Source organism: Bosea sp. BIWAKO-01, assembly GCF_001748145.1.
In the GTDB taxonomy this organism is placed as follows: Bacteria; Pseudomonadota; Alphaproteobacteria; order Rhizobiales; family Beijerinckiaceae; genus Allobosea.
Genome location: NZ_BCQA01000001.1, coordinates 6,233,725 through 6,257,558 on the forward strand (window position 1 = coordinate 6,233,725; position 23,834 = coordinate 6,257,558).

Below are 23,834 nucleotides of genomic sequence, written 5' to 3' on the forward strand. Positions count from 1 at the left end.
CGGTTTGTTGCTCCCCACCCTTCGGCCCGGTGCGGCGCCTCCATAGCGCGCCTGGAAAACGGGCGTTCCTAAATGAACCTGCAATCCGGGCCGACTATCCTAAAAGGTTGCTAAAGCATCGGCCCGAAGAGCGGATTGCGGTCTTTCGGGAAAGCCGATGCAAAGACAAAGGCTCAAATCATCGGACTGGATACGATATTAGGTCCGATGATCCAGGCAGCCTGGGACACGCAAACGGGGGATCGTGGTGAGGCTCGACGACAAGCTCCTCGACTTCTTCAACCGGCCGCTGATGTGCATCATTGCCGTGGCTGACGAGACCGGGCGTCCGTCCGCCGGGCGCGGCGTCGGCTTCCATGTGCTGGAGGACCGGGAGGCGATAGAGGTCATCTTTTCCGCCTGGCAATGGCCACGGCTCGAGCCCTCCATCCGGCAGACGGGGCGGATCGCCACCACCTTCGTCAGTCCTTGCGACTATGTCAGCTTCCAGCTCAAGGGGGCCGCCGTCATGCGGGGAACGGAGGGGCACGACCTTGATCGCGCGGAGCGCTTCGTGGCGGCGGCGACGAACGAGCTTGAATCCCTCGGCGTGCCCCGGCGCATCATCGCGCCATGGCTGACCGCCCGCGAGGCGCGTGTCGCGCGCCTCGACATCAGCGAAATCTACATCCAGACCCCCGGCCCGCTCGCCGGCATGCTGGCCGGTGCGAGGCCGCAGTGAGCCTTCGCCTCTCCGACCTTTCCGCCTGTTTCGAAGGCGTCATTCCCTCCATCATCGCGACCGCCTCGGCCGACGGCATGCCGAACATTTCCTATCTTTCCCATGTGGTGCGGGTCGACGAGGAGCATGTCGCGCTCTCCAACCAGTTCTTCGCCAAGACGGCGGCGAATGTGCGAGCCAATCCCAAGGTCACGCTGATCCTCGTCGACGGCTTTACCGGGGACCAGTTCCTGCTCGAGATCGGCTTCGTGCGGTCCGTGGATGGCGGCGCGCTGTTCGACAAGATCGCCCGCCAGCTCAAGGCGAGCAGCGCGCAGGTCGGCATGTCGGACGTCATGCGCCTCAGGAGCGCCGATATTTTCCGGGTCCACGGGATCGAGAAGGTGCCATCGCCCGTGGACACTGCGCCGGCCGTGGCCGGCCGTGGTCCGATCGGCCTTCCCGCTCTTTCGGAAGCGATCAAGGCCATCGAACGGCAGGTGGAGGCCGACGAGATCATTGAAAGCCTGCTTTGCGGCGTCCGGCGGGTGCTGGGATATGGTCATGCGCTCGTGCTCATTCACGACAGCCATCGCGGCTCGCTCATCACCACGGGCAGCATCGGCTACGAGCGCTCGGGGCTTGGTTCGGAAATCGCCGGGAGCGAGGGACTGATCGGCGCGGCGGCAAGCAGCGGCCAGACGATCAAGGTCAGCGACATGAGCCGCGTCCGCCGGTTCGGTGAGGCGATCGGGCTGGAGGCGGAGGCGACGGAAAACACCACGCGCATCGTCGCTTTCCCGCAATTGCCGACAGCGATGAGCCAGATCGCGGTTCCCATGATGGCCGGAGGTGCCGTGGCCGGAGTGCTCTTCGTCGAAAGCGAGGAACGGTTGGCCTTTCGCGAGGAAGACGAGGCCGCCCTCGAAATGCTGGCGGGACAGGCCGCGAGCGCCTTGCGGGCCAGCGAACGGGAGGCCGCCGCCACTGAACCGAGGCAGGCGCCGCCCCCGCCGGAACCGGCAGGCGCCGGGCGGGAGATTCGCGTCGTCCATCACCGCTTTGACGACAGCGTGTTCGTCGACGGCACCTATATCGTGAAGGGCGTTGCCGGCGCGCTGCTGCGCCTGATGCTCGAGAGGCACCTGAGCGGTGGCCAGAGCGAATTCACCAACCGGGAAATGCGGCTCGCCGCCGGCACGCGAATGCCGGAGATCAAGGACAATCTCGAGACCCGGCTGCTGCTCTTGCGCCGGCGGCTTGAAGAGAAACAAGCCCCGCTCCGGATCGTTCGCATCGGACGAGGCCGCGTTCGCCTGGAGGCGGAGGGAAGACCGACGCTCGCGGTTACACCGGAATAATCGCCGCGGCTGGCGCGAGCATGACGGGCTGAAGGCCCCTCACCCGAGCCGGTGATGTCCGCGAGCGGGCCTGGGGTCGGCGCGTCCGGCTGGTTCGACTGGCATGACAGCCCGGAAATAGAGACGCTCACCGCGCAATGGCTGGCCAGCACCATTGAGGCGCAGACGCAAAAGCTGCTGGGAGACGTCCAGCGCAGCGCGCTCGCCAACCTATCTGTCGCGCCGCTCGGCCAGATCATCCCAAAAACCGCCTATCGCCGGAACCTGCAGGGCATCCTGACAGCGTCCTCCCCGCTGTTCTGGAACGTCCGCCGGGCGTGAGGCCCGGTCCGGTCAGTGCTTTGCACGGGCGCCGACGAGCGGCTCTGACGACAGGGAGGGCGACGCAGAACGCGACGACTTCTCTCTTGATGACTGGAATTCAGCGGGTGGAACTGACGGCGTCACGAATTGGACGCGCAAATCCTTGCCTCGAGAAGCGCGGTCATGGCTTCTGCCCCTGGCGTCGGCGCAGCATCGCCAGCGGCAGAAGGCGGCGGCTGCGCAGCTTCGGATCAAGCGCCTCGTTGAGGCTGTCGCCGACAAGGTTCGCAGCGAGCACGAAGAGGGATAGCGCGACCGCGGGACCGATAATCAGATAGGGTGCGCGGGTGAGGAAGCCCTTCGCCTCGTTCAGCATCTGCCCCCATTCCGGCATCGGCGGCTGCACGCCGAGGCCGAGATAGCTGAGCGAGGACGCGCCGATCACGAATCCGGGAAGCGTGATGGTCGCCTTGACGATCACCGGAGCGGAAATGTTGTGCAGCACGTGTCGAACCAGGATGTCGGACCAGCTGGCGCCAGAGGCGATCGCCGCCTCGATATAGAGTTCCTGTCGGACCGAGAGAGCGGCGCTGCGCGCGATGCGGATGAAGTTCGGGAGCTGCGACAGTCCAAGCGCGATCACCACGCCCCTTTCCGACGGACCAACGACGACCACGATCACGATGGCGATCATGATCGTCGGAAAGATCAGCATCATGTCGGTCAGGCGCATCACGATCGCGTCGGCGAGACCTCCGCTATAGCCGACGACCATGCCGATCGGCACGCCGAGCAGCAACGAGAACAGCAGCGCAGCCGTCGTGATCTGCAAAGTCACGCGCGTCGCAAGGATCACGCGTGCCAGCGTGTCCCGCCCGAACTGGTCCGTTCCGAACCAATGACTGGCGGATGGCGGCAACAGCCCCGCCGTCAGGTTGGTTTCCAGCGGGTCGGACGGAACGATCCACGGCGCGAGAACCGCGACGAGGTAGAACAGGGCCAGGATCACGCCGAAGAAAACGCCGACGCGATCGCGGGCATAGTGCCTGAACAGATTCATGTGCCACGTGCCCGGTGCGGCGAGGCTGTCCGATCAATCATGGGCTAGCCTCGGATCCGCCCAGCGGTAGAGCAGGTCGACGATCAGATTCACCAGCACGAACATCATCGCGAAGACGAAGATGCAGCCCTGTGTCAGTGGAAGATCGCGCGTGAGGATCGAATCGACCATGAGCCGGCCAAGGCCGGGCCAATTGAAGATCGATTCTGCGACTGCGGCGCCGCCGAGCATGCTGCCGAGGCCAAGGCCGAAAAAGGTGATGATCGGCAGCAATGCATTGCGCAGTGCATGCTTGAAGACGATCGTGCGCTCGGGGACGCCTTTGGAGCGCGCGGTCACGATGAAATCGCGCTGCAATGCATCGATCATGCAGGCGCGGACCATGCGCGTGAAGCCCGCCGCTTGCGCAAAGCCAAGCGTCAACACCGGCATGATGAAGTGACGCCAGGTGGTCATGCCGCCGATCGGCAGCCAGCGCAGATAGACCCCGAAAAAATAGATCGCGACGATCCCCGACACGAAGATCGGCGTACAGATGCCGATGAGCGAGACGAGCGACACGCCTCTGTCGATCGGCCGGCTCCAGTACATGGCGGAGAGCGAGCCGAGGACGAGGCTGATCGTCGTCGCGAAAAGCATCGCCCAGGCAGCCAGGAGAGCGGTGTTCAACAGGCGCGGACCGACGATCGCGAGCACAGGCTGACGCGAGAAGTTCGAAACGCCGAAATCTCCCGTCAGCACCTTGCCCATATAGGCGACATATTGTGCGCCAAGCGGTTGATCGAGCCCGTAGGCCGTGCGGATGCTCGCGACCAGCTCTTCCGGCGCGCTGTCGCCGGCGATCAAGCGCGCGGGATCGCCGGGGATCGCATGGAACAAGCAGAACAGAAACGTCAGCAAAAGGAGCCCGGCAACGATCATGAAGACCAGTCGGCTGGCGATCATCTTCATCATGCGCAGTCAGGCTCCCGGCACGCCGCCGGCGCGAGGATCGGGCGAAGAGCGGCTTTCATGAGCGTCAGCGGTTGATCCCCTGGCGCTTGCGCTCGGCTTGATCGATCCAGGCGAAGGTCCCGTCATAAACATTCGACGGCAGATAGACGCCACCATGCACATAGCTGCGCGTCGCGTCGGTCAGGTTGAGCGTCGGCAGGTAGATGACCGGCGCGAGCTTCAGAAGCTCGGCCATCCATTGCCGCACAATTTCGGCGCGCTTCGCGGGATCGCTCTCCACATGCGCCGCCTCCGCCAGCCTGTCCGTCTCCGGATTGGAGAAGAACATGCGATTGGCGCCGGCCGGCTTCCACGCCTTGGTATGCGTCATATACATCATCGGCTCGTCTGGATCGGCCGTCGGCACGGTCCAGGACAATACGGCGAGATCGTATTTCGCATCCTTCGGCCCGACAGAGAGCGCAGCGCTGAACGTCGCGCTCTCCAGGATCGTGAGCTCGGTCTTGACGCCAAGCTTTTCGAGGAACGTCTTCACGAGCTGCGCGATTTCGTAGTCGCCCGTTCCAGCCTTCCGGCCATAAAGCTTGAGCGACAGCGTCTTGCCCTGCGCGTCCTCGACGAAGCCGTCGCCATTTCGATCCTCGTATCCGGCCTCCTTCAGCATCGCCCGCGCCCTGGCGAGATCAAACGGGAAGATCGTGTCCTTGCCGGGCTCGCGCATATCGGCGAAGCCGAACACGCCGGGCGATAATGTCGGAGCCTGCGATAACGTGGCGCCGGTGCCTGCGAAAACGGACTGCACGATGCCGGCCTTGTCGACGGCGATGTTGAGCGCCTGCCGCACCTTGGGATCGTCGAGCGGCTTCACCAGATTGTTTATGACGACATAATGCTGCTGCAGGCTCGGCATGGTCCGCAGCGCGATGCTCTTGTCCTTGGCCAGCCGCTGAATGTCGAAATTCGGAATGCCCGGGGCGCGGTCGATCTCGCCGCTCTCCAGCATCGCGAGGCGCGTCGTCACATCCGGTACGAAGAGGATGCGGATGCTGTCGAGATAAGGTTTGCCCGTCTGCCAGTACTTGTCGTTCTTCTTGAAGAGCGCGTATTCGCCCTTCGCATAGCCGGTGTTGATGAAGGGGCCTGTGCCGATGATGTTGCTGCCGAGGCCCTCCTCCCCCTTGGCCTTGTAGGCAGTCGGGCTAAAGATGCACATCGTGCGGTAAGCGAGATTGGGAATAAGCGCTGCCGACGGCGCCGACATCTGGAACGACACCTGGCCGTCATTGTCGGCGACGACCTTCTGCAATCCCTCGAGCAGGCTGACATAAAGGAATTTCTTGGCGAGTGCTTCGTTGAAGACGAAGGCGACCGCCTCGGCGTTAAACGGTGTGCCGTCGTGGAACTGCACGCCCGGCCGCAGCTTGAACGTCACGGTCTTCTTGTCTTCGGACGTTGTCCAGCTCTCAGCCAGCACTGGCTTGATCTGACGATCGGCTGTCAGCTCGACCAGCGTCTCGCAGGCGTTCAAGTAAACGTCCATGCCGCCGGCGTCCGTGTTGCGGCCGGGGAACATCGTCTTGTCGAGCTGTCCAGCGAGCACGAGTTCGCCGCCATATTGCGGCTTGGCCTCCTGCGCGGCGGCAGGCACCGACAGCGCGGCGCCCAGGGCGATCGACGCAGCAAGCAGGCTTTTGCACCGGGCCTTCATCATGCTCTTCTCCCTCGTTCCTCTTCGCCGCATCCTGCGCGCGCCGTTGGCCGCGGCAGGTTTTGGCTCAATACATGCGCGCCTTGTCGAGCACGTTGATCATCTTCTCCGTCTGGCCGGCGACGTAGTGGCCGAGATTCTCGATGAAGATGTCGACGATCTTGCCGTTCTCGCTCGGCGCGGTGCTGGCCGAGTGCGGCGATATCAGCACGTTCGGCATCGACCAGAGCGGCGATCCCGGCGGTAGAGGTTCGACCGCGGCGACGTCCAGCCCGGCGAACGCGATCCGCCCGCTCGACAACGCCGCGATCAGCGCCGCCTCGTCGACAACCTGGCCGCGCGCGATGTTGATCAGAACGGCGCCGGGTTTCATCGCGGCGAACGCCGTGCGATCGATCATGCGTTCCGTCTGCGGCGTATGCGGCGTGCAGAGAACGACATAGTCCGCGCTGGCGAGCGCCTTGTGCAGGTCCGGCTGGCCGTAGATATCCGTCGTGAACAATTCGGCGCTCCGTGCTGGCGACGGATTGTTGACGACCGCCGTCACCGACATGTCGAACGCACGCGCGAGTGCGGCGATGCGGGCGCCGACCTTGCCGGCGCCGACGATCGCAACCGTCTTGCCGGAGAGCTCTCCGCCGCAATAGCGCTCCCAGCGATGGGCTTGCTGATCGCGCTGCAGGCGCGGCAGATCCTTCACATGGCCAAGCATCACGAGAAAAGCGAACTCCGCCAGCGCGTCAGCATGGACGCCGCGAGCCGTGGTCACGATCAGGTCGGTCGGCGCAAGCCCGAAGCTATGGACTTGCTGTCCCACCCCTGAACTCGTCGTCTGCACCCAGCGCACGTTCGGCGCGAGCGCAAGGCCTCGCTCATCCTCTGCGCCCGTTGGAAAATCCCAGAGGATCGTCGCGCGTCCGAGCGCCTCACGCCAGCGGCGTTCCTGCGCCCCGGTGCGCCGGAAGCCGTCGCGTCCCTTGTGATCGCCGACATAGCGCGTCATCGGCAGCAGATCGGGCGCGAAGATGATGTCGACTCCGGCCGGTGCCGCCGCGCGCATGCGCTCGACATGCTCACTCTCCAGCGGCGAGGTGATGAACGCGATATGCGCGGGCGACGACGTCATGGCGCGCGGACTTTGGTTGATGGCATGCGGCGACCCCGGCGCGCCGGTCTGCTTGTCGGACAGATCCAGGCGGCAACATGACTATCATGAGAATTTTTCACATTTCAAGAGGACGCCCTTCTGCCGTTAGGGCTGCCAGCTCGCCCTGAAGCCAGCGCCGGAAGGCGAGGATTTTCGGTTCGGACCGGCGCAGCGGGCTGCACATGAAGAAGTAGCCTTGCTCGCGGCGCAGGATATGGGGTGACGCGATAACGAGGGCGCCGTTCTCCAGCTCCCGCCGAATCAGGAACCGCGGCAGCAGGGCAAAGCCGATGCCGACCACGGCCGCCTCGATCACCATGAAGAAATGCTCGAAGCCGAGGCCAGCGGGCGTCGGCGTCGGCAGATGAAGGTTCTCGAACCATTCAGGCCAGGCCTCGATCCGGGTGGTGTGGCGAATGAGCTGTTCGGGCCGAAGCGCCCCGGGATCGATCGCCGCGCGGCCCTCGAGCAGCCGCGGCGCGCAGACAATCACCAGTTCTTCGTCCAGTATCCGATAGGTTTTGACGCCCGGCCAGTCGCCATTTCCATAGCGGATGCCGACATCAACGGCGTCGAGGGCGAAGTCGATCGCCTGCTCACCGACGACGATGTCGACCTGCATGTCCGGATGCTGCGCCTTGAAAGCCGGCAGGCGCGGAATCAGGAAGCGCAGCGCGAAGGTCGGCAGCACGTTGATGGTCAATCCGTATGCGTTCTGATCTTGGCGAAGGCGCGCGAGCAGCGTCCGCATCCGATCGAATGAGTGGCGCAACTCGACGAAGATCGCTTCGCCGCTCGACGTCAGCTGGATTGACGGCTTGGTGCGCAGGAACAGCGGAAAGCCAAGTTCCGCCTGCAGCAAGGACAAGGCGCGGCTGACGGCGCTTTGCGTGACGCCGAGTTCCGATGCCGCGCGTGTCATACTGCCGAGACGCGCCGTCGCCTCGAAGCTGCGCAGACCGTTCAGGGATGGGAAGTCAGGCATCCGACTCCATTGACATGATATTTAATCATGTCAATGGAGTCGTTCTCATAAGGTGCGTGCGACTCAAGCCCTTCAGCAGGCATTGTCACAGCGCCGCGGAATTGTTGCGCCTCGATCGGGTTGGTCGTTTCCAGCATGAGTGCGCGTCATCGGCACGTAACCGCTGTACGCCGCTTACTCACGGCTTCGCTCACAACTCCGGCCAGCGCACTCCTACGTCTGCTTCTGGGCAACTCGCCAATGTCTGCAAATGGCGCGGACCGGAACTCGGCTGCTTCTGACGCCGAACGACCAAGACGTGTGGAGATCAGGGTTCGCCAAGCGGCGAGGCGCTGCCTTTGGACCGTTTCTACGCCCAAGCGGGCGCCTTGGCCCGGGACGAAGCGGTTAAGCTTCTGCCTCTCCGAGGCTGATGCACTCCTTAATCGCCTGGGAAAAGGCGATGATCGTTGCCTCTCGGTCTTCGGCGCACATAGCTCGGAACAGGTTCAGGAAGTCATCGGTGCCGATCTGCATAACAACCTTTGAATTGCCCCCTCCGGAAGCCATGACCCCGCGAACGGTGACACCACTCCGCCTTTGGCCATCCCGGCTTTTGCCAACCCAGGCACCGTGAGCGATCTCAACATTGCCTTCGTATTGCCAGCGGCCGCTGCCCTGTAGAGGCGCCCTCCAAAGCTGGCTGCGTTCACTCATGGTCGTTCCTCGGTTTCTATCGGCCGGAAGCCCTGAGCCCGCACGAGCACGGCCAACGCTCTTCTGTCGCTGGGCGCCTTTTACGTCGCTGCAGCCAGAACATCCACGGCTGCCGCGCTCCGGCATCAACAGTAAAGCCCGCCCAGCGGAACGTCCGCTTTGCGGCTGGATCTCAACCTGGCGCTTCTCGCACGCAGCTGGATGGCTCGAAGCAGCGCAGCCACATCATTGGTAGGATAGTTGCGGATGCGGCGCCCCAAGGGGAACTGCCATGCATGTCGAAACTCGAGGCCGCCTCCGATGACAAGGAGGGGTTGAGCTCGGGCTTTCACGGCTCGGACGAGTTCGCAGCCGGATTCCGGCTCAGGTGAAAGCAGCCCCGAAATGCAAAATGCCCGCCGTGAGGCGGGCATTCGCTCTTCGACCGAAGCTCAAGGGGAGGAAATCATGAGCCCCGGGAGAAACTAGCTGGAACGCGCTGCGCCCGGTGACGCGGCGGTTCTATTCAGTGACTTCAGGCCGCAGCGTGCGTGCGGGCGATGAAGGGGATCTCCGAGCGTGACAGGCCAAGATCGGCGAGCTCACGGTTGGTCAGGCGCGACAGCTCGCGAACCGTCTCGCGATAGCGCAGGAAGGTGCGGATTTTGGCGGCAATCATCGTGACGAACATGGTGATATTCCTCTGGCGGATATTCCGGACCGGGGCGGTGCCCACAGCGACAATCTCGTTGTGCACTGCACATAAGCCGAGCTGCCCGCCGCAAACAGGGGCATCAATTCAGCTCTGATATGCGCCCATCGCATGAATAGCTTGTTAATCAGTGATTTGTTCGCCCAATCATGCGATGAGCGCATCGTTCGTTTCAAATGCAACCGATGTTCCGCTTAGTAAACGGGCTATGGCCGAAAGCAGGAATTCACCGCGTTGGGGGCAGTGTCGTTCGGATCGGAATGCGCTCGCGGACGACTGTTTCGCGCACCGGATGTGCGTGCCGCAGCCGGTGCGGGCAGCCCCTTAATTTAAAGAGATCCGCGAAATGCAACAGTCGATGGGATAGACTTCAACCGACCCCGGTGCGACCCGAACTGACTGCGGGGAGGACGTAATGGCCGGAGCTGATACGGCCCAACAGCGTCGGAAGCTCACAAACGCTGAGTTCTCGGCGCTCGCACATCTCTATCGCGGCGAAATCTACCGCAGCACAGTCTGGCGCACCCGATTGGACACCACGACCAACTGGGCGGTCGTGACATTGGGCGTGGCCCTTTCCATCACGTTCTCGTCACCGAACGCTTCGCCGCTGCCACTGGTTCTGGTCGGCATCCTGATCCTGTTCTTTCTCATGCTTGAAGCGCGCCGCTATCGCTATTTCAATGTCTGGCGAGCCCGGGCGCGGTGGCTTGAAAAGCACCTGTTTGCCCCGATGCTCAAGGACGGCAATCTCCATCTGGAAGACGGCTGGCAGAAGGTCCTCGCCGAGGACTATTGGTACCCGCACCACCACATTTCTTTCATGACCGCGGTTGGCCGCCGGATGCGGCGCAACTATCTCTGGCTCCTGCTGATCCAGACCGTGTCCTATATCGGCAAGCTGATCGTGCATCCGGTCCCGCTCGCCACGCTGGATCAATTTTGGCGCCGGGCCGATGTGGGACCGATCCCAGGGGAGATCGTGACGGCAGCAGGGGTGATCTATCTTGGCGCCTGGCTCGGTATTGCACTGTGGAGTGAGTGGAACGATCGGATCAGGTTCGGACGGGCGCCAAGCGCCAGCGGTATGGGATAATTCCTGCATGCCGGACCTTCGAACGTGTCCCTCCAGGTCTCACGGCTTGCCGTTAGCGGGGGCACCTCGATCAGGGCTTGCGCCTTACGCGCCGGTCAAGCTCGACGACAAGCTGTCTGCCGGCGAGGGACACAATCGGGCGGTCGTTTCTCGGCGTGGTGACGGCCGCCGCTTCACGTTTGCGAACTCGTATTGATTTGGCAATGAGCGAAAGTCCGCTTTCCCGCAGGCGCCCAATCTCTGCAACTGGCGCTGGCGGTAGCGCCTTCACGCGCTTTGAACGCTGCAGCTGCTGGCGACCGACTTTGCCGCAGCGCCATCATTGGTAATCGCTGCAAAGATGCCAATCCACGGACTATCCACGATGTGGGGCAATCCAGACGCCGACGCCGCAACGGACGCAGCATTTCGCGCCGTTTGATACCCGCAGGCGATCTGATTATGGTCCCAGCCGAGGCATTTACACGCCCAGAGGAAGCAGCATGATGCGCGCCTTGGGGACGGCTCTGTGCGCAGCCGCTATTGGAACGGTTGCAGTTCCTGCAACAGCAGCCGGGGATTTTCCACTTGCCTCTTGCGCTACCTGGAATGGAACCATCGTCGAGCGCGAGGGTATCGACACCAGAACCGCAATGATCAAGGGCATCATCACGAAAGCGGATCTTCAGGAATACTGCGAGCGTGACCCAGGAGGTGAGGTCAAGCCGCCCGGCAGCAGGTCAGGCATCAGCCAGTGCGTGGCGCGCTATCTCAAGTCTGAAAGTGGCTCAGAACTCCTTGCGATGGCGAACTGCCCCGCTGGCTTGCTTGAATTCCAGTACGGGTCCAACTCGCCACGCCATCTGAAATTTCCGCTTCGATCAAATGCCGACGTTTCATGCGCTTCTGGTAATCCGCCGCTGATCGCGCAGTTCAAATTGCTTTGTCCGAAAGCGGCCAGTCGGATGCGGTTGAAGTAGAAAAGAGCACCCTTTGCGCCAGGTTTCCGGGCGTTGGCGCTTGCGCCCCCCCGCCGACGACCTGAACGCCGAGGAGAATATCATCGGTCGAGCACGGTGTTCATGGTGTTCCGGAAGGCCTAAAGTGACCCGCGGGGCTGTTGATCCTTTGGGACGAAGCAGACCTGTTCCCCGCTGGTTCGCTCCCGAAGAAGACCCAGGGAGGATCACGCAATGAACCGAGGGATCTGTCTGCATCCGCGCGCTGCGCTCACAAGGTCCGCGCTCGGCCTTCTCGCCACCATCGCCATGACAGGCGTTTCGCCGCCTGTCGCAGCGGCGGAGGAGGGTGACGCCCGGAGCATCGTGAAGGCCATGGCGGACTTCGTCAGCCGCCAGGAGAACCTGTCCGTAAAGTTCGATACCGATGTCGAGGTGGTGACCCCGGCCGTCGAGAAGATCCAGTTCAGCGCCTCGGGCGAGGCCACCATGAGCCGCCCGAACAAGTTTCGCATCAGCCGGACTGGCGGCTATGCCGATGTCGAACTGATCTCCGACGGTTCAAGCGTGACGGTCTTCGACCGCGGCGGAAACCGGTTCGCACAGGTTCCTGCCGTCGGTTCCTTCGACACCGTCGTCGACAAGCTCCGAAACGAAACCCTGCTCGAAATTCCAGGCGCGGACCTTCTTCTGTCGAAGCCCTACGAGGCGCTGATGGCCGGCGTGCTGGAGGCCAAGCATCTCGGCCGCGGCGTCGTCGGCGGCGTTGAATGCGAGCATCTCGCCTTCCGCAATCTCGACACCGACTGGCAGCTCTGGGTCGAGGTCGGTGACCGGCCGCTGCCGTGCAAATACGTCATCACCAGCAAGGCGGTTGGTGCCGCGCCCCAGTACACGCTGCGGCTCAGGGACTGGAAGACCGGCGTCAGCCCGGCGCCGGATGCGTTCGCATTCAAGCCGCCGGAGGGCGCCAGCGGCGTTGCGATCACCCTGCTCAAGGACATTGACGAAATTCCAGCCGGCGTCGTTCCCGGAGGTCAGAAATGAACAGGTCAGCTTTGAAGTTCATGTCCCGCGCCGCGCTCGCGGTGTTGGCCGGCGGCGTGGCCCTGCTCTGGAGCGGAGACATATCCGTTCCATCGGGCGCGTTCACCAGTCAGGCGCAGGCGAGGATCGGGCGACCGTTGACGCCGATGAGCTATGCCGGCGTGGCCCGCCGGACCACCCGCAGGGGTGTCGCCTACGGGGCGGCCGCCGGAGCCGCGGCGGCAGGGGCGTATTATTACGCGCCTGGCTGCCAGCAGGTCGTGAACTCCTACGGCCAGATCGTCTACCAATGTCCGTAGGCGGCCCGCTCTCGGGGCGCGTGTCGATCGCGGCTTCCGCCGGTGGATGAGTAAAGCCCGCTTCCAGTGCTCGCACGCCGTCGGAGCCCATTTCGGCTTGACCCCGAGGCGCTTCCAGTCGGCGAGACGGACGCCCGGGGCCGCATCTTCCATGCCGGCTTCATCGACCGCGTCCCGGATTACGTCCCCGGCGTCGCTTCGACGATGCTCACGTCGGAGCTGGTGGGGATCACCCGCGTCAGGCGGAAGCCGGCCTTGGCGAGGAGCTGGCGGTATTCCTCCTCCGTTCGCTCCTGGCCGCCGGGCAGCACCAGCATCACCATGTCGAGCACCTTGCCGGGATGGGGCGTGTCGCCGGCGGGCAGCACCATCTCCACCAGCAGCAGCCGCCCGTCGGGCTGCATGGCCTTGCGGACATGGCGCAGGATGGTGAGGCACTGCTCCTCGCTCCAGTCGTGAATGACGTGGGACAGCACATAGGCGTCGCCGCCAGCGGGGACCGTCTCGAAGAAGTCGCCTGCCTCGATCGCCACGCGCGCCTGCACGCGCCGTTCCGCCAGCAGCGCCGGCGCGTCGGCCACCACATGGGGTCGGTCGAACAGGATGCCGCGCGGCCCCTCGTGCCGCGCCAGGATCGCCGCGATCAGGTTGCCGGTGGCGCCTCCTACGTCGACGACGGTGCCGAAGGTCGAAAAGTCATAGGCCTCCGCGACAGCGGGCGGCTCCCGGCCGTGGAAGCCCACCATCGTCTCGCTGAACAGCGAGGCCTCGTCCGGATGCCGGCCGAGATAGTCGAAGAGCGGCACGCCCTGCGCCTTCTCGAACGCCGTCCGGCCGGTCTGCAAGGAATAGGCGATGTCGTCGAAGGCCCCCGCGAACCAGGGGCTTCCGATTGTGAGGATGGTGGCCCGCGCCGAACCGGGCGCGCCCGTCTTCAGCGCCTCCCCCAGCGCCGTCAGGGCAAAGCGCTGCCCGGCCTGCTCGGCAAGCACGCCCAGGCTGGCGAGACAGCGCATGAAGCGATGGAGCGAGGGCGCATGGAGCCCGAGCGGGACGGCCAGGTCCTCGGCACTGCGAGGGCCGGGCGCCAGGTGATCGGCCAGGTCCAGCCTCGCCGCTGCGTAGACCAGACGCGAAACCCAGGCGGCCGTCGCCATCTGGATCAGCGTGACATGCGGGGGAGGCTCCTGCGGTGCCGCGGTAGGCGCAAGGGTCGAAGCGGCGTGGGGCGTGTCGTCCATGGTACTCTCCCGAGAGGCCGAGGATGGACTGGTGGCGCAACCATGAAACATCGCCCCGAAAGGTGGATTGCAGCTTTCGGGGCAAGACCAGTGCAAGCACAAAAGGTCGGATCATCTGATCGGATGCGATGTCCGGTCCGACGACCCAGGATATCACGCCCGGCCAACGCCGGCACGGCATTGATGAGGTTGAATCATCTTCGGGCAGGTCGACGGGTTCGCGATCTGCTGCGGCTCCAGCGCGGAGGGAACGACGCGGGCGAATGCAGGCCAGGACAGGCTCGTCCCGGTTCCGGCATGGCGAGCTGGCGGCCGATGAGCATGCGTTGAGGTTCGGCCCTCACCAGATGCCCGGAACGAGCCGCCATCGGACCCGCGCGGCGTATTCCGAATAGCCTGCAAGCTCGACCTGAAGAATGCGATCCTCCGTGATGGCGCGATGGAGCAGGAATGGCAGGCTGAACATCAAGATGAGCGCAGCCGCGAGCCACGATCCGAGGGCGGGCCCGCTTGCCACCAGGATCAGAATCCCGGCGCTGTAACCGGGATGGCGGACGAAGGCGTAGGGTCCCGTGGTGACGACGTGGTGGCCACGATCGGTCTGGATGCGAATGACCGAGGAGAAGAACCGGTTCACGCGCATGGCCCAGAGTGCCAGGGCGTAGCCGGCGCCGACCGTGAACAGGCACATGCCCTGCAGCCAGCCGGGTACGTTGTCGCTCCAATGGAAACGGCCACGGTCGAGTCCGGCAACGATCCAATGCAGGAACAGGATCAGCGAGAAGGCCCTCAATGCGAGTGGCGGTTTGTTGCCGCCCGGCCGCATGCGTTCGCGCAGCAGGTCCGGATCGAGCGCTGCGAACGAAACGATCATGACGACGGCGAGGATTGCCAGATACGTCCAAAAGCCCGGGATGGCGAGCGTGCCGGCGCTTGCGAACAGCGCGATGGCCGCAGCAACCACGAACAAGCCTGCCTCCAGGTAAGCCGAGATCGGCATCGGCTACTCCTTCATTTCAGGAGACGCGAGGTGATGCCACGCGTGGCCCTGCATCCCCTGCCGCACTCATCGTCAGCGTCCGCAACGGGTCGCGACCCGGCCGCGAGGCCACCGCGCCCAGCTGCTCCCTCACCTCCCCTGGTCGCGACGAGACTGAGGCAGGAGCGTTGCGTGCGCATTTCGCGCTCCCCGGCCCGCCCGAGCGCTTCGTCTCGCCCGGCGGCCCTCGCCGGATCATCAGGCCGATGGAGCCAAACCGTAGGTCGCAAGCACAGCTGCGTAGAAACAGCCGGACGCCACGAGGACGAAGGCGTGCCAGATGGCGTTCTGGAACGGAAGGCTCTGCCAGAGGTGGAACAGGACGCCCACCGAGTAGAGAACGCCGCCCGCCAGCATGAGCCACAAGGTGACCGCCGGAAACTGCGCAACCAGCTCCCACACGATCACGCCGCTCCAACCGAGGCAGAGATAGAGCACGATCGAAACACGATCGAACCGGCCCGGCAGGGCAAGCTTGAGCAGGACGCCGCCAAGTGTCGCGATCCAGACGGCAGCCAACAGCGCTTGCGCCACAACGGCTTCGCCGAGCTTCATCAGGAAGGGGGTGTAGGTCCCGGCAATCAGGACGAAGATGGCCGAATGATCGAAGCGTCGCAGCAGCCATTTCATGGGCGACACCGGCCACATGTTGTAGAGGGCGGAAACGCTGAGAACGGCAAGCAAAGCGACGCTGTAGATCCCGACGGAAATCAGATCGGACAGCGAAGCCGTCGCGAGCACTCTCGCGATCAGGATGGCGACCGCGCCCAGCCCCAGGGCGATGCCAAGCACATGGACGGCGCCGTCGGCCCAAAGCTCGGCGCGGGTGAAATCGAAGCGTCCATGCGTTGGCTGGCGCATGTCAGATTCCTTCAGGAATTGTCGGGAGATCGGGAAAGATCGCCCCCCCCCTCGCCCACACGATCGGAGCGGGAGATCTCCTATCGCCGTGACAAGCGCCTGTCATTCAAGCGCAGTTTTGAGCGATACGCACGCCCGATTCCGATCGCAGACGTCCCGGCCGCGAGGCGCGATAACCTCTGCTGCGCGGCCGCCAGTTTCTCCCTCACCATCAACTCGGCCTCGCGGCCAGCGGCCGATCCGCCGGCTGACAGCCTGATGGTGCGCAGCCATATCGCCTGATGCGCTTCAGCGGCGAGCATCGAGAGCTCGTACTGGGGAGGCCTGCGGCTCACTCAGCCCGTCCCGGCGTCAACGTCCTTGCGCGGCTTGGCCGAGGGCAGTGCACCAGCCCCTGGCGTCGCGTCATGGTTCGTCGAGCCCTCCTTCACATGGGGGCCTGCCGCGGACATCGTCTTGTCGGGCTTCCCGACGGGCTTCTTGTCCGTGCCTTCAATCTTTGCACGGGCGCGGTCGAATTCGCTGTCTGGTTTCTTGGCGTCGGTCATCGAACTGTCCTTTTGATCGCACACGGATTTCGGCTGGCATCGTGGCGGCGGATCGCCGGGTCACCGCTTCCGGGGAAGCAGAGGTAAACGCCGTGCACTCGGCGCTATGCACTGTGCGATCGTTCGATGTGTTGTCGCGCCGACAGATCGATCAACCCGCCCTGTCTAGGCCTTCCTCAAGGCGATGGCCGAGTTCATGAGGGTGCGAGCCGCATCTCGTCTTAACCCGGCAGCACGCCCGGATGTTCCGGGTTTCCGCAATCGCAACGCAGCAAGCTGACGCAAGCCCTGGGGAGCACGGGAAAGCTCGCTGCGCATCGAAACGGCCCAAGCCCCCCCTCTCCTGCCGGGAATTCAGGCTCCAGGTTGCGAAGCTCGTGACGTTTGGCGAACAGCCGGTGCGTCTCTTCGCGCTGCGCGCCGACGAGGTCTCGGCGGAAAGCCAATTCGACTACCGGTTAAGCGGATTGAAGAGGACATCGGGGTGCGGATGTAGACGCCTCGCGAACGCGCGGGAGCGCAGGGATCTCCCGATTTGTTTGATCTCGCGCCCCCCCCCGCCTGGCGGTGGGACGCTTGCGGAAACCGTGAAGCGCCACAAGGACGGGGGATTCGCCCTAACTTGCGGCCAATCGGTGACCGACCACAAGTTGCTCCCCCGCCCCGATCGCGGCAAACTCACGAGCGTGTTTGGGCATGACCGGATGCCCAGTGAAAAGCAATTTGGCCCAGCCTGCTCAAAAGTCATCTTGAGACTGCATTCGGATCAAACACTGCAATACAATAGATGTCCCAGAGACCACCCGACGGGGAGGGCAATGGCCAAAATCGAACCTCAGGCTTCGCGCAGGCGCCTGGCGGCCGTGTTAGCCGCAGATGTCGCTGGGTATTCCAAACTGATGGGTGAAGACGAGGACGGCACGATCCAAAGCCTCAAGGGGCATCAGGACGCTATCTTTCCTTTGATTTCCGAGAGCGACGGCACGATCGTCGATTTAGCGGGGGACGGCATTCTTGCCATTTTTGACAGCGTGGTCGCTGCTGTCCGCTGCGCCATTGCGATCCAAGAGACGGTGGCGGCAAGAAATCGCGGCATACCAGGAGAGAAGGCGCTTCGATTCCGGATGGGCGTTCATTCAGGTGATGTGGTCTATGACGGCGCACGGGTTTACGGGGATGACGTCAATATCGCCGCGCGGCTGGAGACATCTGCTGAACCTGGGACAATATCTATCAGCTCTGTGGTTCGCGACGAGATAAATAACAAGATAGATACGTCATTTACATACAAAGGCAACATGATCTTTAAGAATATAAATCGTCCCATCAGAACCTACAGCATCGATCCCGGACGCAAATCCAACATTCACTGCTTATATGATTCAGAGCTATCCAGAGAGAAAATTACTCTTTCTATTCCAGACAAACCATCTATCGCTATTATTCCATTTCAGGACACGAGCATTGATCCTCAACAAGCGTATTTCGCTGACGGCGTGGTGGATGAGATCATTCATATGCTCGGAAGCGTCAGTGAACTATTCGTCATCGCTCGTGCGTCAATCATTGGTTTCTCGCGCGCCCCCGTAGACGCGCGCTCAATCGGACGTGAACTTGGCGTGCGATACGTATTATCCGGCAGTATCGGGTGGGACGATAATCGCCTGCGTATCATTACCGAGCTCAGCGATACCCTTTCAGGTCAAATTATTCGTACGGACCGTTACGATAGCCAATTCGAGAATTTATTTGAACTCCAGGGGCGCATCTCGGTTCAAGTGCTTCGCTCCATTGCGCCACGTGTGCGTGAACGCGAATTGAAGCGTGCGCAACGCAAACCGCCGGAGAATCTGACTGCCTATGACCGACTACTGCAAGCCCAGGCGCTTTCGGATCGCATGGAGTTTGCGGAGCACATTCGCGCCGAAGAGCTCCTCCGCGAAGCCATTCAAATTGATCAGTATTATGCCGCCGCCTATACCGCCTTGGCACATTTGTACGTATTCCGGATTGGAGAGGGCTGGTCGCGGGATGTAGAAGCTGACGCGGCAGAGGCAGCCAATGCTGCGCAAACGGCCATGGATCTGGACGGCAACGACCCAATGGCCGTCGCAATATTTGGCTATGTTCTCTCTTACATGCGCCGTGAGCACGACCGTGGGTTGATGTTCATTGAACAAGCGTTGAACATCGGCCCGAATGCGGCGGGCGCCTTGGCGCTGGGTAGTGCAGCAGCGAGTTTCATTGGCGACGGAGCGCTCGCCGTTCAACGCGCAGAGTTGGCACTCCGCCTTTCGCCTTTGGATGCGCACGTATTTTGGTACGAGGGGGTTTTGGCGCAGGCTCACTACGTCGATGGCAATTTTGATGAAGCGCTCAAATGGGCCGTCCGTTCATCGCACCATTCAAGGTCGGGGTTCTTCAACATGCGCACCAGAACGGCAACCTTGGTGGCATTGGGCAAGCTCGAGGAAGCCGCTGATGTCGCAAGACAAATCATGCGAGCGTCGCCTGCGTTTTCTCTGTTGAGCTATCGAAAGCGGTGTCCGTTCGTACCGGCCGTGCTTGAGCCCTGGATCGAGCGCCTGCGTCGTGCCGGACTGCCGGACGAAGCGCCTCAGACCTGAAACCTTGCCCGGCTGGCTCATGACGGCGCTGCGGACAGGTTTGATGTGTGACGCGAAGGTCGATCCGCTGCTGACCAAGGACCAGCAACTCGCTGGGCACTGAAACGCGCTTGGTTCACATGCTGGGCGATCGCCCTGCTCATCTCGGCCGCCGGCATGATCGGCCTGCCGAGGACAGCAGGCTGGCCGGCTGGATGGGAAAGTCGTGGCAAGAAGCGAGGCACTCCAGAGTGGACCTCGCGACATGGTGGTCGGCGAGAAGGTTTACATCCCACTGACGTGGAGAGTGACGCGGATGCAAATTCACGTTGCATAGATGGCGCCGGCGGCCCATCCTGCAACGGTCAGATATGTGTCGAAGAAATGACTGGGATTACGTACCAGTCGTTGGAGGGCGATGCTATGACGTCTAACACTTCAAATACGTCGAACACTTCCAACACTTCGAACGCAGGGAATTCGAGCGCCAGCGGCGACCCGGGCGCTTCTTACATCTTCCAGGACCGCGTCAATCTGCCGTTTGTGGACGCCATTCCTGCTCTGCACCCACCGGATGAACTCATTCGAGAGAACCGCCCGGATCAATACTGGAGTGCAGTCTGGCATGCGTGGCGAGCCCTGCCGGAGTACGTCAAGCTGACGGCCCAACCTCCGATACCAACGGCGCTTCCGCAGCCAAAACCTGGAAGCCACCTGGCGCCAACGACCCAAGGCTGGGACAGTCTCCTGTTGAATAAGGACGTACCCGTAGTTAATGATATCAAGATTGAACTGAATGCGCTCGTTGATAAGGCGATGTTCGAACGCGCCGACGCAATGAATGAGATTGTCGCTCAGAAAGACGAATTTCTGAGTTACTTCATGGGCGTACTGGGAGCCACTCCGACATCTCACCCCTACACTCACCGCCTTCTGCATATGGCGAACCTTTTCGCTACATTCACTGCCATGTACTACAAGGGCATTGTAAATCGACGAAGGCCTTCGGAACTGTTTCCAATGCTTCTTCCCCCGTTCGTCGTTCCGGGGCACGCGTCCTGGCCCAGTGGGCATGCGACGCAGGCTCGCCTCATGGCGCGCTGCGCAATCGATGCATTGCCCGACGCCCCACCGTGGAAGGTGACCAGAAAGGGTGACATGACCCTCGTGCTACTCGCGCTGGCAAAGCGAATTTCGGTCAATCGCGAGATCGCGGGCTTCCACTATGCATCAGACACGGCGGCGGGGGAGGCACTCGCAGAGGAAATCCATGTTCAATTACTGAAAGGCAGGAAAGCCGAGTTGCCGCTGTATGAGGCGACGCGGGCAAAGGCTATCGCGGAATGGTAGGCCGATGGTGAGGAACCCAAATGGACTACGAAATCCGGCCAGTAACCCTGCAAGGCGCGTTTGATCCGCTCAACGCGACCGATGAGTTCATCAACGAATACGGCTTGCCGAAGCGCCCTCCTCCCGGGCCGGCCTTGGACGTCTGGAATAGCGCCCTGAACGGCGTCACCTTTCTGAGCGGTCAGGTGCTAGATCTAGAGATCGTCAGACAGCTTAGACTGACGAACGTGTCGCGGGGCAACCAAGGCACGCAGGAATCGAGCCGCAACTGGTCAGGTGCATATGTGCGGTCCGAGCCGGGCAAAAGGATTCGGATGGTCCAAGCCGTTTGGAAAGTGCCTGCGCCCCCGCCAATCTCCTATCCTCCACGCCCCTGGTCCATGTGGGTCGGGCTGGACGGTCATGATCCTGCAAGCCGGCTAATGCCACAGATCGGGGTCGCCGCTTACCAAATACCCACGCCCGGTGCACCGGTACTATTACTGGTTTCATGGTGGCAATGGTGGGACCGGTTCGATCTCGCTAGACTACATAACCCAATATCCTTCGTTGGCGAGGGGCACACCGTCTTTGCTCAGATCACGAGGACGGGAGACGATATCGCCCAGTTTCTTCTGACGAACCTGGATACCGGCGAAGCGTTCTGTGAGGAAATACGGGCTCCCTCGACAATGGAGGACGGAACGCCGAGACCGAGACCGCCGAGGATCGAAGGACGCACGGCCGAATGCATCGTCGAATTGCCCCTGCTTCCCAAACCTTACGTGCCGCGTGACATTATTCTCGGAAATTATCAAAGCACGACCTTCAAGAATTTTTTCGCTTTTGATGGAGCGCCTGTCGAAGAGGCTCGCGCCATGCGGATGAACCTTTGGAACTATCGCCCGCAACCAGGCATCCTGGTGTCGCGCGCCACGATCGATCGGACGCGTAACGAGATTGGCATGACGTATGTAGGACCGCCGTAGCTGGTCTTCTTGCACTTCTCCTTACCGAGCAAACGGACCTCTGACCTCAGTCACGACGGGGCCCCGCGGGGCCTGGTCCCACCATTCGGCCAACGGCAATCTTCGTGGAATGATGTCGCCATCGGGCTTCCCTCCGCTTGAATGGAGGCGCTCATCCCGTCGTTCTCGCTGCCGAGGGCAGACGCGCTGCGATGCCCTCCTGTATTCTGGACGATGCTCGCCTGTGGCCGGAGGCCTTGCGCAGCCGCTCGCTATTTGACGCGCTCGACAGTCCAGCCCGCCTGGCTGATCTCGGCTTGCGCCATCGGCGTGAGCGTGCCGTTGGTCGCCAGCACCGGAGCCTTTCCATCACCGGGGGGCACAGATGAGACCTTGCCGAACAGGCCGGCGACAGTCTCGGTCCAGGCAATCTCGTCGAGCGGAAACAGGGCCAGCAGACGGCCGTCCTTCAAGCGGTTCAGCGGAAAGCCGCCGACCCCGACGAACGGACCGATGCCGAGCGCCTTGGCGTTGGACGCAAGCAGCAGGGCGCGGCTGCGCTGGAAATAGGCCTCTTCACGCGTCGTTGCCTCAGCGGCCTTCGCGACGAAGAGTGCGTTTCCGTCAACCTTGAGCGACGCCAGTGCCTTTGTGATCAGCAGCAGGTCAGTCGGAGTATAGGACCGGTTCTGGACGAAGCGCTCCGCCAGTGCACGAGAGACCTTCATTCGCGTCAGCATGCCGATCACCTGTTCCACGATCTGGGTCGAAGTCCGTTCGGCCAGAGTTGCCCGAACGCTGTCGACGGTCGTCGTGGAACTGATGGCGACACCGGCGCCACCCGGGATCGCCAGCATCATGCCCCTGACGGAAAGCCCGCCCATCGCGCTGGCTGTGGCAATGTCGTTCAGCTTCGCCGCAAGGGGCGGGAAATCGGTATAGGGATCGACGCCCAGCTGGACCGCCAGAGCCCGTCTGGCTGCATCGACGCCCAGAAGGCCGCCGGCAACGCTGTCGCGGCTGGCGCTGGTGTTGGCGATGCCGGTTCCGATCCGGCTGAACATATTGGCGACACCTGAGGCGGATCGCTTCAGCGTCTCCGCAGGCGACGTGATGAGGTCGGCGCCAAAGCGCAGGGGAGCAGTGGCTTGCCGCTCGAGGGATTTTACGAAGACGTCCGATGCGGACATCTCGTTCAGCTTGCGAAGGGCCGATAATTCCCGGATGCGCTCACGCATCAGGCCCTCGCCGGCGATCTCAAACGTGCCGAATGCGGTCCTGAGCACAAAGAGCCGCAGCAGGCCGTCGCTGTGCACCTCCGGATCGACGCGATAGTTCGGACCGGAGGCCTGCGCGCCAAGCACTGAAGCAGCAGTGACCATTGGCGGGGCCTCAAAGGCGGCGGCGGAGCCTGGTCCGAAGACGGTCAGGACTAGCCCCAGCAGAGCGCCAAGCGGCCTGGCGCCGCGCTGCAAGCTTCGCCCCTGGGCAATCCCGAAAACAATAGCCGCATGCATGAAAAGGCCTCCCGGAGCGATGGGCTCGACGGCAACATTACGCACGTCGTGCCCATGCCCGTCGAGGCCGTCGGCCCCAACGTCACAGGTTTCGAAGATGGCCTCGACGCGGTGGGTTGGCTGAATCATCGGGCGACGCAGCAGAAGCGGTCTGGCCGATGAGCGTCCCATAAGGGCAATGTCGACAATGGGTGGAAGCGGACTTGTTGCCTTGGCTCTGCCGAGCAGACGCCAGGCGCCAAATGAGCTAATTACCTCTTATGACAGAGGGCTCTCTATGGTCGGGGTCATTGGGCGCTTATTTTCACAGTTCTCGTTTCTCAAAGCGATCATAGGCGATGTGCTGTTTGAGACGCCCGCAATTCGAGGACGTACCGGCGGTTCAATTTCCTGGCGCCTGAAGCGAGACGCAGATGGCCGCTGCTATCTTGGTGCCAAGTTGAATCCCGATTACGCCTATGGGCCAGAGGGCGGCATGACCAGTTTTGTCAATCTCGACCTTCAGTCAGTTGAGCAGCTGAAAGCGGATTTGGACGTCGCGTTAGTTCGCTTAAGGCAGCTGGACGCCAGTCAGAATGTCCCCGACTCCGAAGCTCTAGCTAAGGAGTATCCTGGGCCGTGGACGTCCCCTGCACCGAAAGGCCCTCGCGATTAGAATACCGCTATGGGTCGGTAGCAGGCATCGGAGCAGCGCCCGAAACCGGACGGTCAGATCGAACTATGCGACGTCGCTTGACCCG

At 62.5% G+C, this 23,834-nt stretch carries 23 protein-coding genes; 11 read left to right on the top strand and 12 right to left on the bottom strand.

Annotated features, from left to right (window positions below):
• Positions 1-247 precede the first annotated feature (247 nt).
• Genes BIWAKO_RS29030 through BIWAKO_RS29040 form a run of 3 tightly spaced genes read left to right on the top strand, consistent with a single transcriptional unit; the run spans position 248 to position 2,382 of the window.
• Entirely contained in the window at positions 248-721 is a 474-nt protein-coding gene (locus tag BIWAKO_RS29030; RefSeq protein ID WP_084651975.1) for a pyridoxamine 5'-phosphate oxidase, read from the top strand.
• Positions 718-2,061 (top strand): GAF domain-containing protein, encoded by a 1,344-nt coding sequence (locus BIWAKO_RS29035; protein WP_069881595.1) that lies wholly within the window; start codon positions 718-720, stop codon positions 2,059-2,061. Before BIWAKO_RS29030 ends, BIWAKO_RS29035 begins: the two co-directional genes overlap by 4 nt.
• A gap of 54 nt (positions 2,062-2,115) precedes the next feature.
• On the top strand, positions 2,116-2,382 hold the full coding sequence (locus BIWAKO_RS29040) for a hypothetical protein (protein WP_069881596.1): 267 nt from the start codon (positions 2,116-2,118) through the stop codon (positions 2,380-2,382).
• 163 nt (positions 2,383-2,545) lie between these two features.
• Here BIWAKO_RS29040 and BIWAKO_RS29045 read toward each other — a convergent pair whose 3' ends face one another.
• The 7 genes from BIWAKO_RS29045 to BIWAKO_RS34525 form a co-directional block, all read right to left on the bottom strand.
• Entirely contained in the window at positions 2,546-3,424 is an 879-nt protein-coding gene (locus BIWAKO_RS29045; RefSeq protein ID WP_074471626.1) for an ABC transporter permease, read from the bottom strand.
• Between the two features lie 33 nt (positions 3,425-3,457).
• On the bottom strand, positions 3,458-4,378 hold the full coding sequence (locus BIWAKO_RS29050; RefSeq protein ID WP_069881597.1) for an ABC transporter permease: 921 nt from the start codon (positions 4,376-4,378) through the stop codon (positions 3,458-3,460).
• A gap of 64 nt (positions 4,379-4,442) precedes the next feature.
• Positions 4,443-6,089 (bottom strand): ABC transporter substrate-binding protein, encoded by a 1,647-nt coding sequence (locus BIWAKO_RS29055; RefSeq protein ID WP_069881598.1) that lies wholly within the window; start codon positions 6,087-6,089, stop codon positions 4,443-4,445.
• A gap of 64 nt (positions 6,090-6,153) precedes the next feature.
• Positions 6,154-7,212, bottom strand: coding sequence for a D-2-hydroxyacid dehydrogenase (locus tag BIWAKO_RS29060; protein ID WP_069881599.1), 1,059 nt, complete (start codon positions 7,210-7,212; stop codon positions 6,154-6,156).
• Between the two features lie 97 nt (positions 7,213-7,309).
• The gene (locus tag BIWAKO_RS29065) at positions 7,310-8,218 is read right to left on the bottom strand and encodes a LysR substrate-binding domain-containing protein (protein WP_069881600.1); all 909 of its coding nucleotides are present in this window, start codon (positions 8,216-8,218) and stop codon (positions 7,310-7,312) included.
• 387 nt (positions 8,219-8,605) lie between these two features.
• Positions 8,606-8,914, bottom strand: a complete 309-nt coding sequence (locus tag BIWAKO_RS35625) for a hypothetical protein (protein WP_141740279.1) — start codon at positions 8,912-8,914, stop codon at positions 8,606-8,608.
• 514 nt (positions 8,915-9,428) lie between these two features.
• Complete coding sequence (locus tag BIWAKO_RS34525) at positions 9,429-9,584, bottom strand: DUF1127 domain-containing protein (protein WP_084652371.1); 156 nt, start codon at positions 9,582-9,584, stop codon at positions 9,429-9,431.
• A gap of 436 nt (positions 9,585-10,020) precedes the next feature.
• Here BIWAKO_RS34525 and BIWAKO_RS29075 point away from each other — a divergent pair, with 436 nt between their 5' ends.
• From BIWAKO_RS29075 to BIWAKO_RS29085, 4 genes are all read left to right on the top strand, one after another.
• Positions 10,021-10,701, top strand: a complete 681-nt coding sequence (locus BIWAKO_RS29075; protein ID WP_069881602.1) for a DUF2270 domain-containing protein — start codon at positions 10,021-10,023, stop codon at positions 10,699-10,701.
• 482 nt (positions 10,702-11,183) lie between these two features.
• Entirely contained in the window at positions 11,184-11,660 is a 477-nt protein-coding gene (locus BIWAKO_RS34530; RefSeq protein WP_244523579.1) for a hypothetical protein, read from the top strand.
• A 213-nt stretch (positions 11,661-11,873) separates the two neighbouring features.
• Complete coding sequence (locus BIWAKO_RS29080; protein WP_069881603.1) at positions 11,874-12,686, top strand: DUF2092 domain-containing protein; 813 nt, start codon at positions 11,874-11,876, stop codon at positions 12,684-12,686.
• Positions 12,683-12,985: a hypothetical protein gene (locus BIWAKO_RS29085; protein ID WP_069881604.1), complete on the top strand. Its 303-nt coding sequence runs from the start codon at positions 12,683-12,685 to the stop codon at positions 12,983-12,985. The genes BIWAKO_RS29080 and BIWAKO_RS29085 overlap by 4 nt, the downstream gene beginning before the upstream one ends.
• A 179-nt stretch (positions 12,986-13,164) precedes the next feature.
• Here BIWAKO_RS29085 and BIWAKO_RS29090 read toward each other — a convergent pair whose 3' ends face one another.
• The 4 genes from BIWAKO_RS29090 to BIWAKO_RS29110 form a co-directional block, all read right to left on the bottom strand.
• Positions 13,165-14,226, bottom strand: coding sequence for a methyltransferase (locus BIWAKO_RS29090; RefSeq protein ID WP_069881605.1), 1,062 nt, complete (start codon positions 14,224-14,226; stop codon positions 13,165-13,167).
• Between the two features lie 340 nt (positions 14,227-14,566).
• On the bottom strand, positions 14,567-15,226 hold the full coding sequence (locus BIWAKO_RS29095) for a methyltransferase family protein (protein WP_069881606.1): 660 nt from the start codon (positions 15,224-15,226) through the stop codon (positions 14,567-14,569).
• 237 nt (positions 15,227-15,463) lie between these two features.
• Entirely contained in the window at positions 15,464-16,126 is a 663-nt protein-coding gene (trhA, locus tag BIWAKO_RS29100; protein WP_069881607.1) for a PAQR family membrane homeostasis protein TrhA, read from the bottom strand.
• A gap of 335 nt (positions 16,127-16,461) precedes the next feature.
• Positions 16,462-16,674: a hypothetical protein gene (locus BIWAKO_RS29110; protein WP_069881608.1), complete on the bottom strand. Its 213-nt coding sequence runs from the start codon at positions 16,672-16,674 to the stop codon at positions 16,462-16,464.
• Positions 16,675-17,492: 818 nt separating this feature from the next.
• Between BIWAKO_RS29110 and BIWAKO_RS29115 the strand changes: the two genes are divergently transcribed.
• The 3 genes from BIWAKO_RS29115 (at position 17,493) to BIWAKO_RS29125 (ending at position 21,598) form a co-directional block, all read left to right on the top strand.
• The gene (locus tag BIWAKO_RS29115; RefSeq protein WP_176733431.1) at positions 17,493-19,301 is read left to right on the top strand and encodes an adenylate/guanylate cyclase domain-containing protein; all 1,809 of its coding nucleotides are present in this window, start codon (positions 17,493-17,495) and stop codon (positions 19,299-19,301) included.
• A gap of 402 nt (positions 19,302-19,703) precedes the next feature.
• A complete protein-coding gene (locus tag BIWAKO_RS29120) occupies positions 19,704-20,630 on the top strand; it encodes a phosphatase PAP2 family protein (protein ID WP_141740280.1) in 927 nt (308 codons plus the stop codon).
• Positions 20,631-20,650: 20 nt separating this feature from the next.
• The gene (locus BIWAKO_RS29125) at positions 20,651-21,598 is read left to right on the top strand and encodes a G1 family glutamic endopeptidase (RefSeq protein WP_069881611.1); all 948 of its coding nucleotides are present in this window, start codon (positions 20,651-20,653) and stop codon (positions 21,596-21,598) included.
• A gap of 251 nt (positions 21,599-21,849) precedes the next feature.
• Here BIWAKO_RS29125 and BIWAKO_RS29130 read toward each other — a convergent pair whose 3' ends face one another.
• On the bottom strand, positions 21,850-23,094 hold the full coding sequence (locus BIWAKO_RS29130; RefSeq protein WP_141740281.1) for a hypothetical protein: 1,245 nt from the start codon (positions 23,092-23,094) through the stop codon (positions 21,850-21,852).
• A 277-nt stretch (positions 23,095-23,371) separates the two neighbouring features.
• On the opposite strand from BIWAKO_RS29130, the gene BIWAKO_RS29135 reads away from it, so the two are divergent.
• Positions 23,372-23,749 carry a hypothetical protein gene (locus BIWAKO_RS29135; protein ID WP_069881613.1) on the top strand — a complete coding sequence of 126 codons (378 nt, stop codon included), beginning with the start codon at positions 23,372-23,374 and terminating at the stop codon, positions 23,747-23,749.
• Positions 23,750-23,834: the final 85 nt, after the last annotated feature.

What these genes read in the sequence shown, in the direction of transcription:
- BIWAKO_RS29040 (WP_069881596.1), top strand. Translation starts at nt 2,116, where the DNA reads ATGTCCGCGAGCGGGCCTGGGGTCGGCGCGTCCGGCTGGTTCGACTGG.
- BIWAKO_RS29045 (WP_074471626.1), bottom strand. Translation starts at nt 3,424, where the DNA reads ATGAATCTGTTCAGGCACTATGCCCGCGATCGCGTCGGCGTTTTCTTC.
- BIWAKO_RS29050 (WP_069881597.1), bottom strand. Translation starts at nt 4,378, where the DNA reads ATGATGAAGATGATCGCCAGCCGACTGGTCTTCATGATCGTTGCCGGG.
- BIWAKO_RS29055 (WP_069881598.1), bottom strand. Translation starts at nt 6,089, where the DNA reads ATGATGAAGGCCCGGTGCAAAAGCCTGCTTGCTGCGTCGATCGCCCTG.
- BIWAKO_RS29060 (WP_069881599.1), bottom strand. Translation starts at nt 7,212, where the DNA reads ATGACGTCGTCGCCCGCGCATATCGCGTTCATCACCTCGCCGCTGGAG.
- BIWAKO_RS29065 (WP_069881600.1), bottom strand. Translation starts at nt 8,218, where the DNA reads ATGCCTGACTTCCCATCCCTGAACGGTCTGCGCAGCTTCGAGGCGACG.
- BIWAKO_RS35625 (WP_141740279.1), bottom strand. Translation starts at nt 8,914, where the DNA reads ATGAGTGAACGCAGCCAGCTTTGGAGGGCGCCTCTACAGGGCAGCGGC.
- BIWAKO_RS34525 (WP_084652371.1), bottom strand. Translation starts at nt 9,584, where the DNA reads ATGTTCGTCACGATGATTGCCGCCAAAATCCGCACCTTCCTGCGCTAT.
- BIWAKO_RS29075 (WP_069881602.1), top strand. Translation starts at nt 10,021, where the DNA reads ATGGCCGGAGCTGATACGGCCCAACAGCGTCGGAAGCTCACAAACGCT.
- BIWAKO_RS34530 (WP_244523579.1), top strand. Translation starts at nt 11,184, where the DNA reads ATGATGCGCGCCTTGGGGACGGCTCTGTGCGCAGCCGCTATTGGAACG.
- BIWAKO_RS29080 (WP_069881603.1), top strand. Translation starts at nt 11,874, where the DNA reads ATGAACCGAGGGATCTGTCTGCATCCGCGCGCTGCGCTCACAAGGTCC.
- BIWAKO_RS29085 (WP_069881604.1), top strand. Translation starts at nt 12,683, where the DNA reads ATGAACAGGTCAGCTTTGAAGTTCATGTCCCGCGCCGCGCTCGCGGTG.
- BIWAKO_RS29090 (WP_069881605.1), bottom strand. Translation starts at nt 14,226, where the DNA reads ATGGACGACACGCCCCACGCCGCTTCGACCCTTGCGCCTACCGCGGCA.
- BIWAKO_RS29095 (WP_069881606.1), bottom strand. Translation starts at nt 15,226, where the DNA reads ATGCCGATCTCGGCTTACCTGGAGGCAGGCTTGTTCGTGGTTGCTGCG.
- trhA (WP_069881607.1), bottom strand. Translation starts at nt 16,126, where the DNA reads ATGCGCCAGCCAACGCATGGACGCTTCGATTTCACCCGCGCCGAGCTT.
- BIWAKO_RS29110 (WP_069881608.1), bottom strand. Translation starts at nt 16,674, where the DNA reads ATGACCGACGCCAAGAAACCAGACAGCGAATTCGACCGCGCCCGTGCA.
- BIWAKO_RS29115 (WP_176733431.1), top strand. Translation starts at nt 17,493, where the DNA reads ATGGCCAAAATCGAACCTCAGGCTTCGCGCAGGCGCCTGGCGGCCGTG.
- BIWAKO_RS29120 (WP_141740280.1), top strand. Translation starts at nt 19,704, where the DNA reads ATGACGTCTAACACTTCAAATACGTCGAACACTTCCAACACTTCGAAC.
- BIWAKO_RS29125 (WP_069881611.1), top strand. Translation starts at nt 20,651, where the DNA reads ATGGACTACGAAATCCGGCCAGTAACCCTGCAAGGCGCGTTTGATCCG.
- BIWAKO_RS29130 (WP_141740281.1), bottom strand. Translation starts at nt 23,094, where the DNA reads ATGCATGCGGCTATTGTTTTCGGGATTGCCCAGGGGCGAAGCTTGCAG.
- BIWAKO_RS29135 (WP_069881613.1), top strand. Translation starts at nt 23,372, where the DNA reads ATGGTCGGGGTCATTGGGCGCTTATTTTCACAGTTCTCGTTTCTCAAA.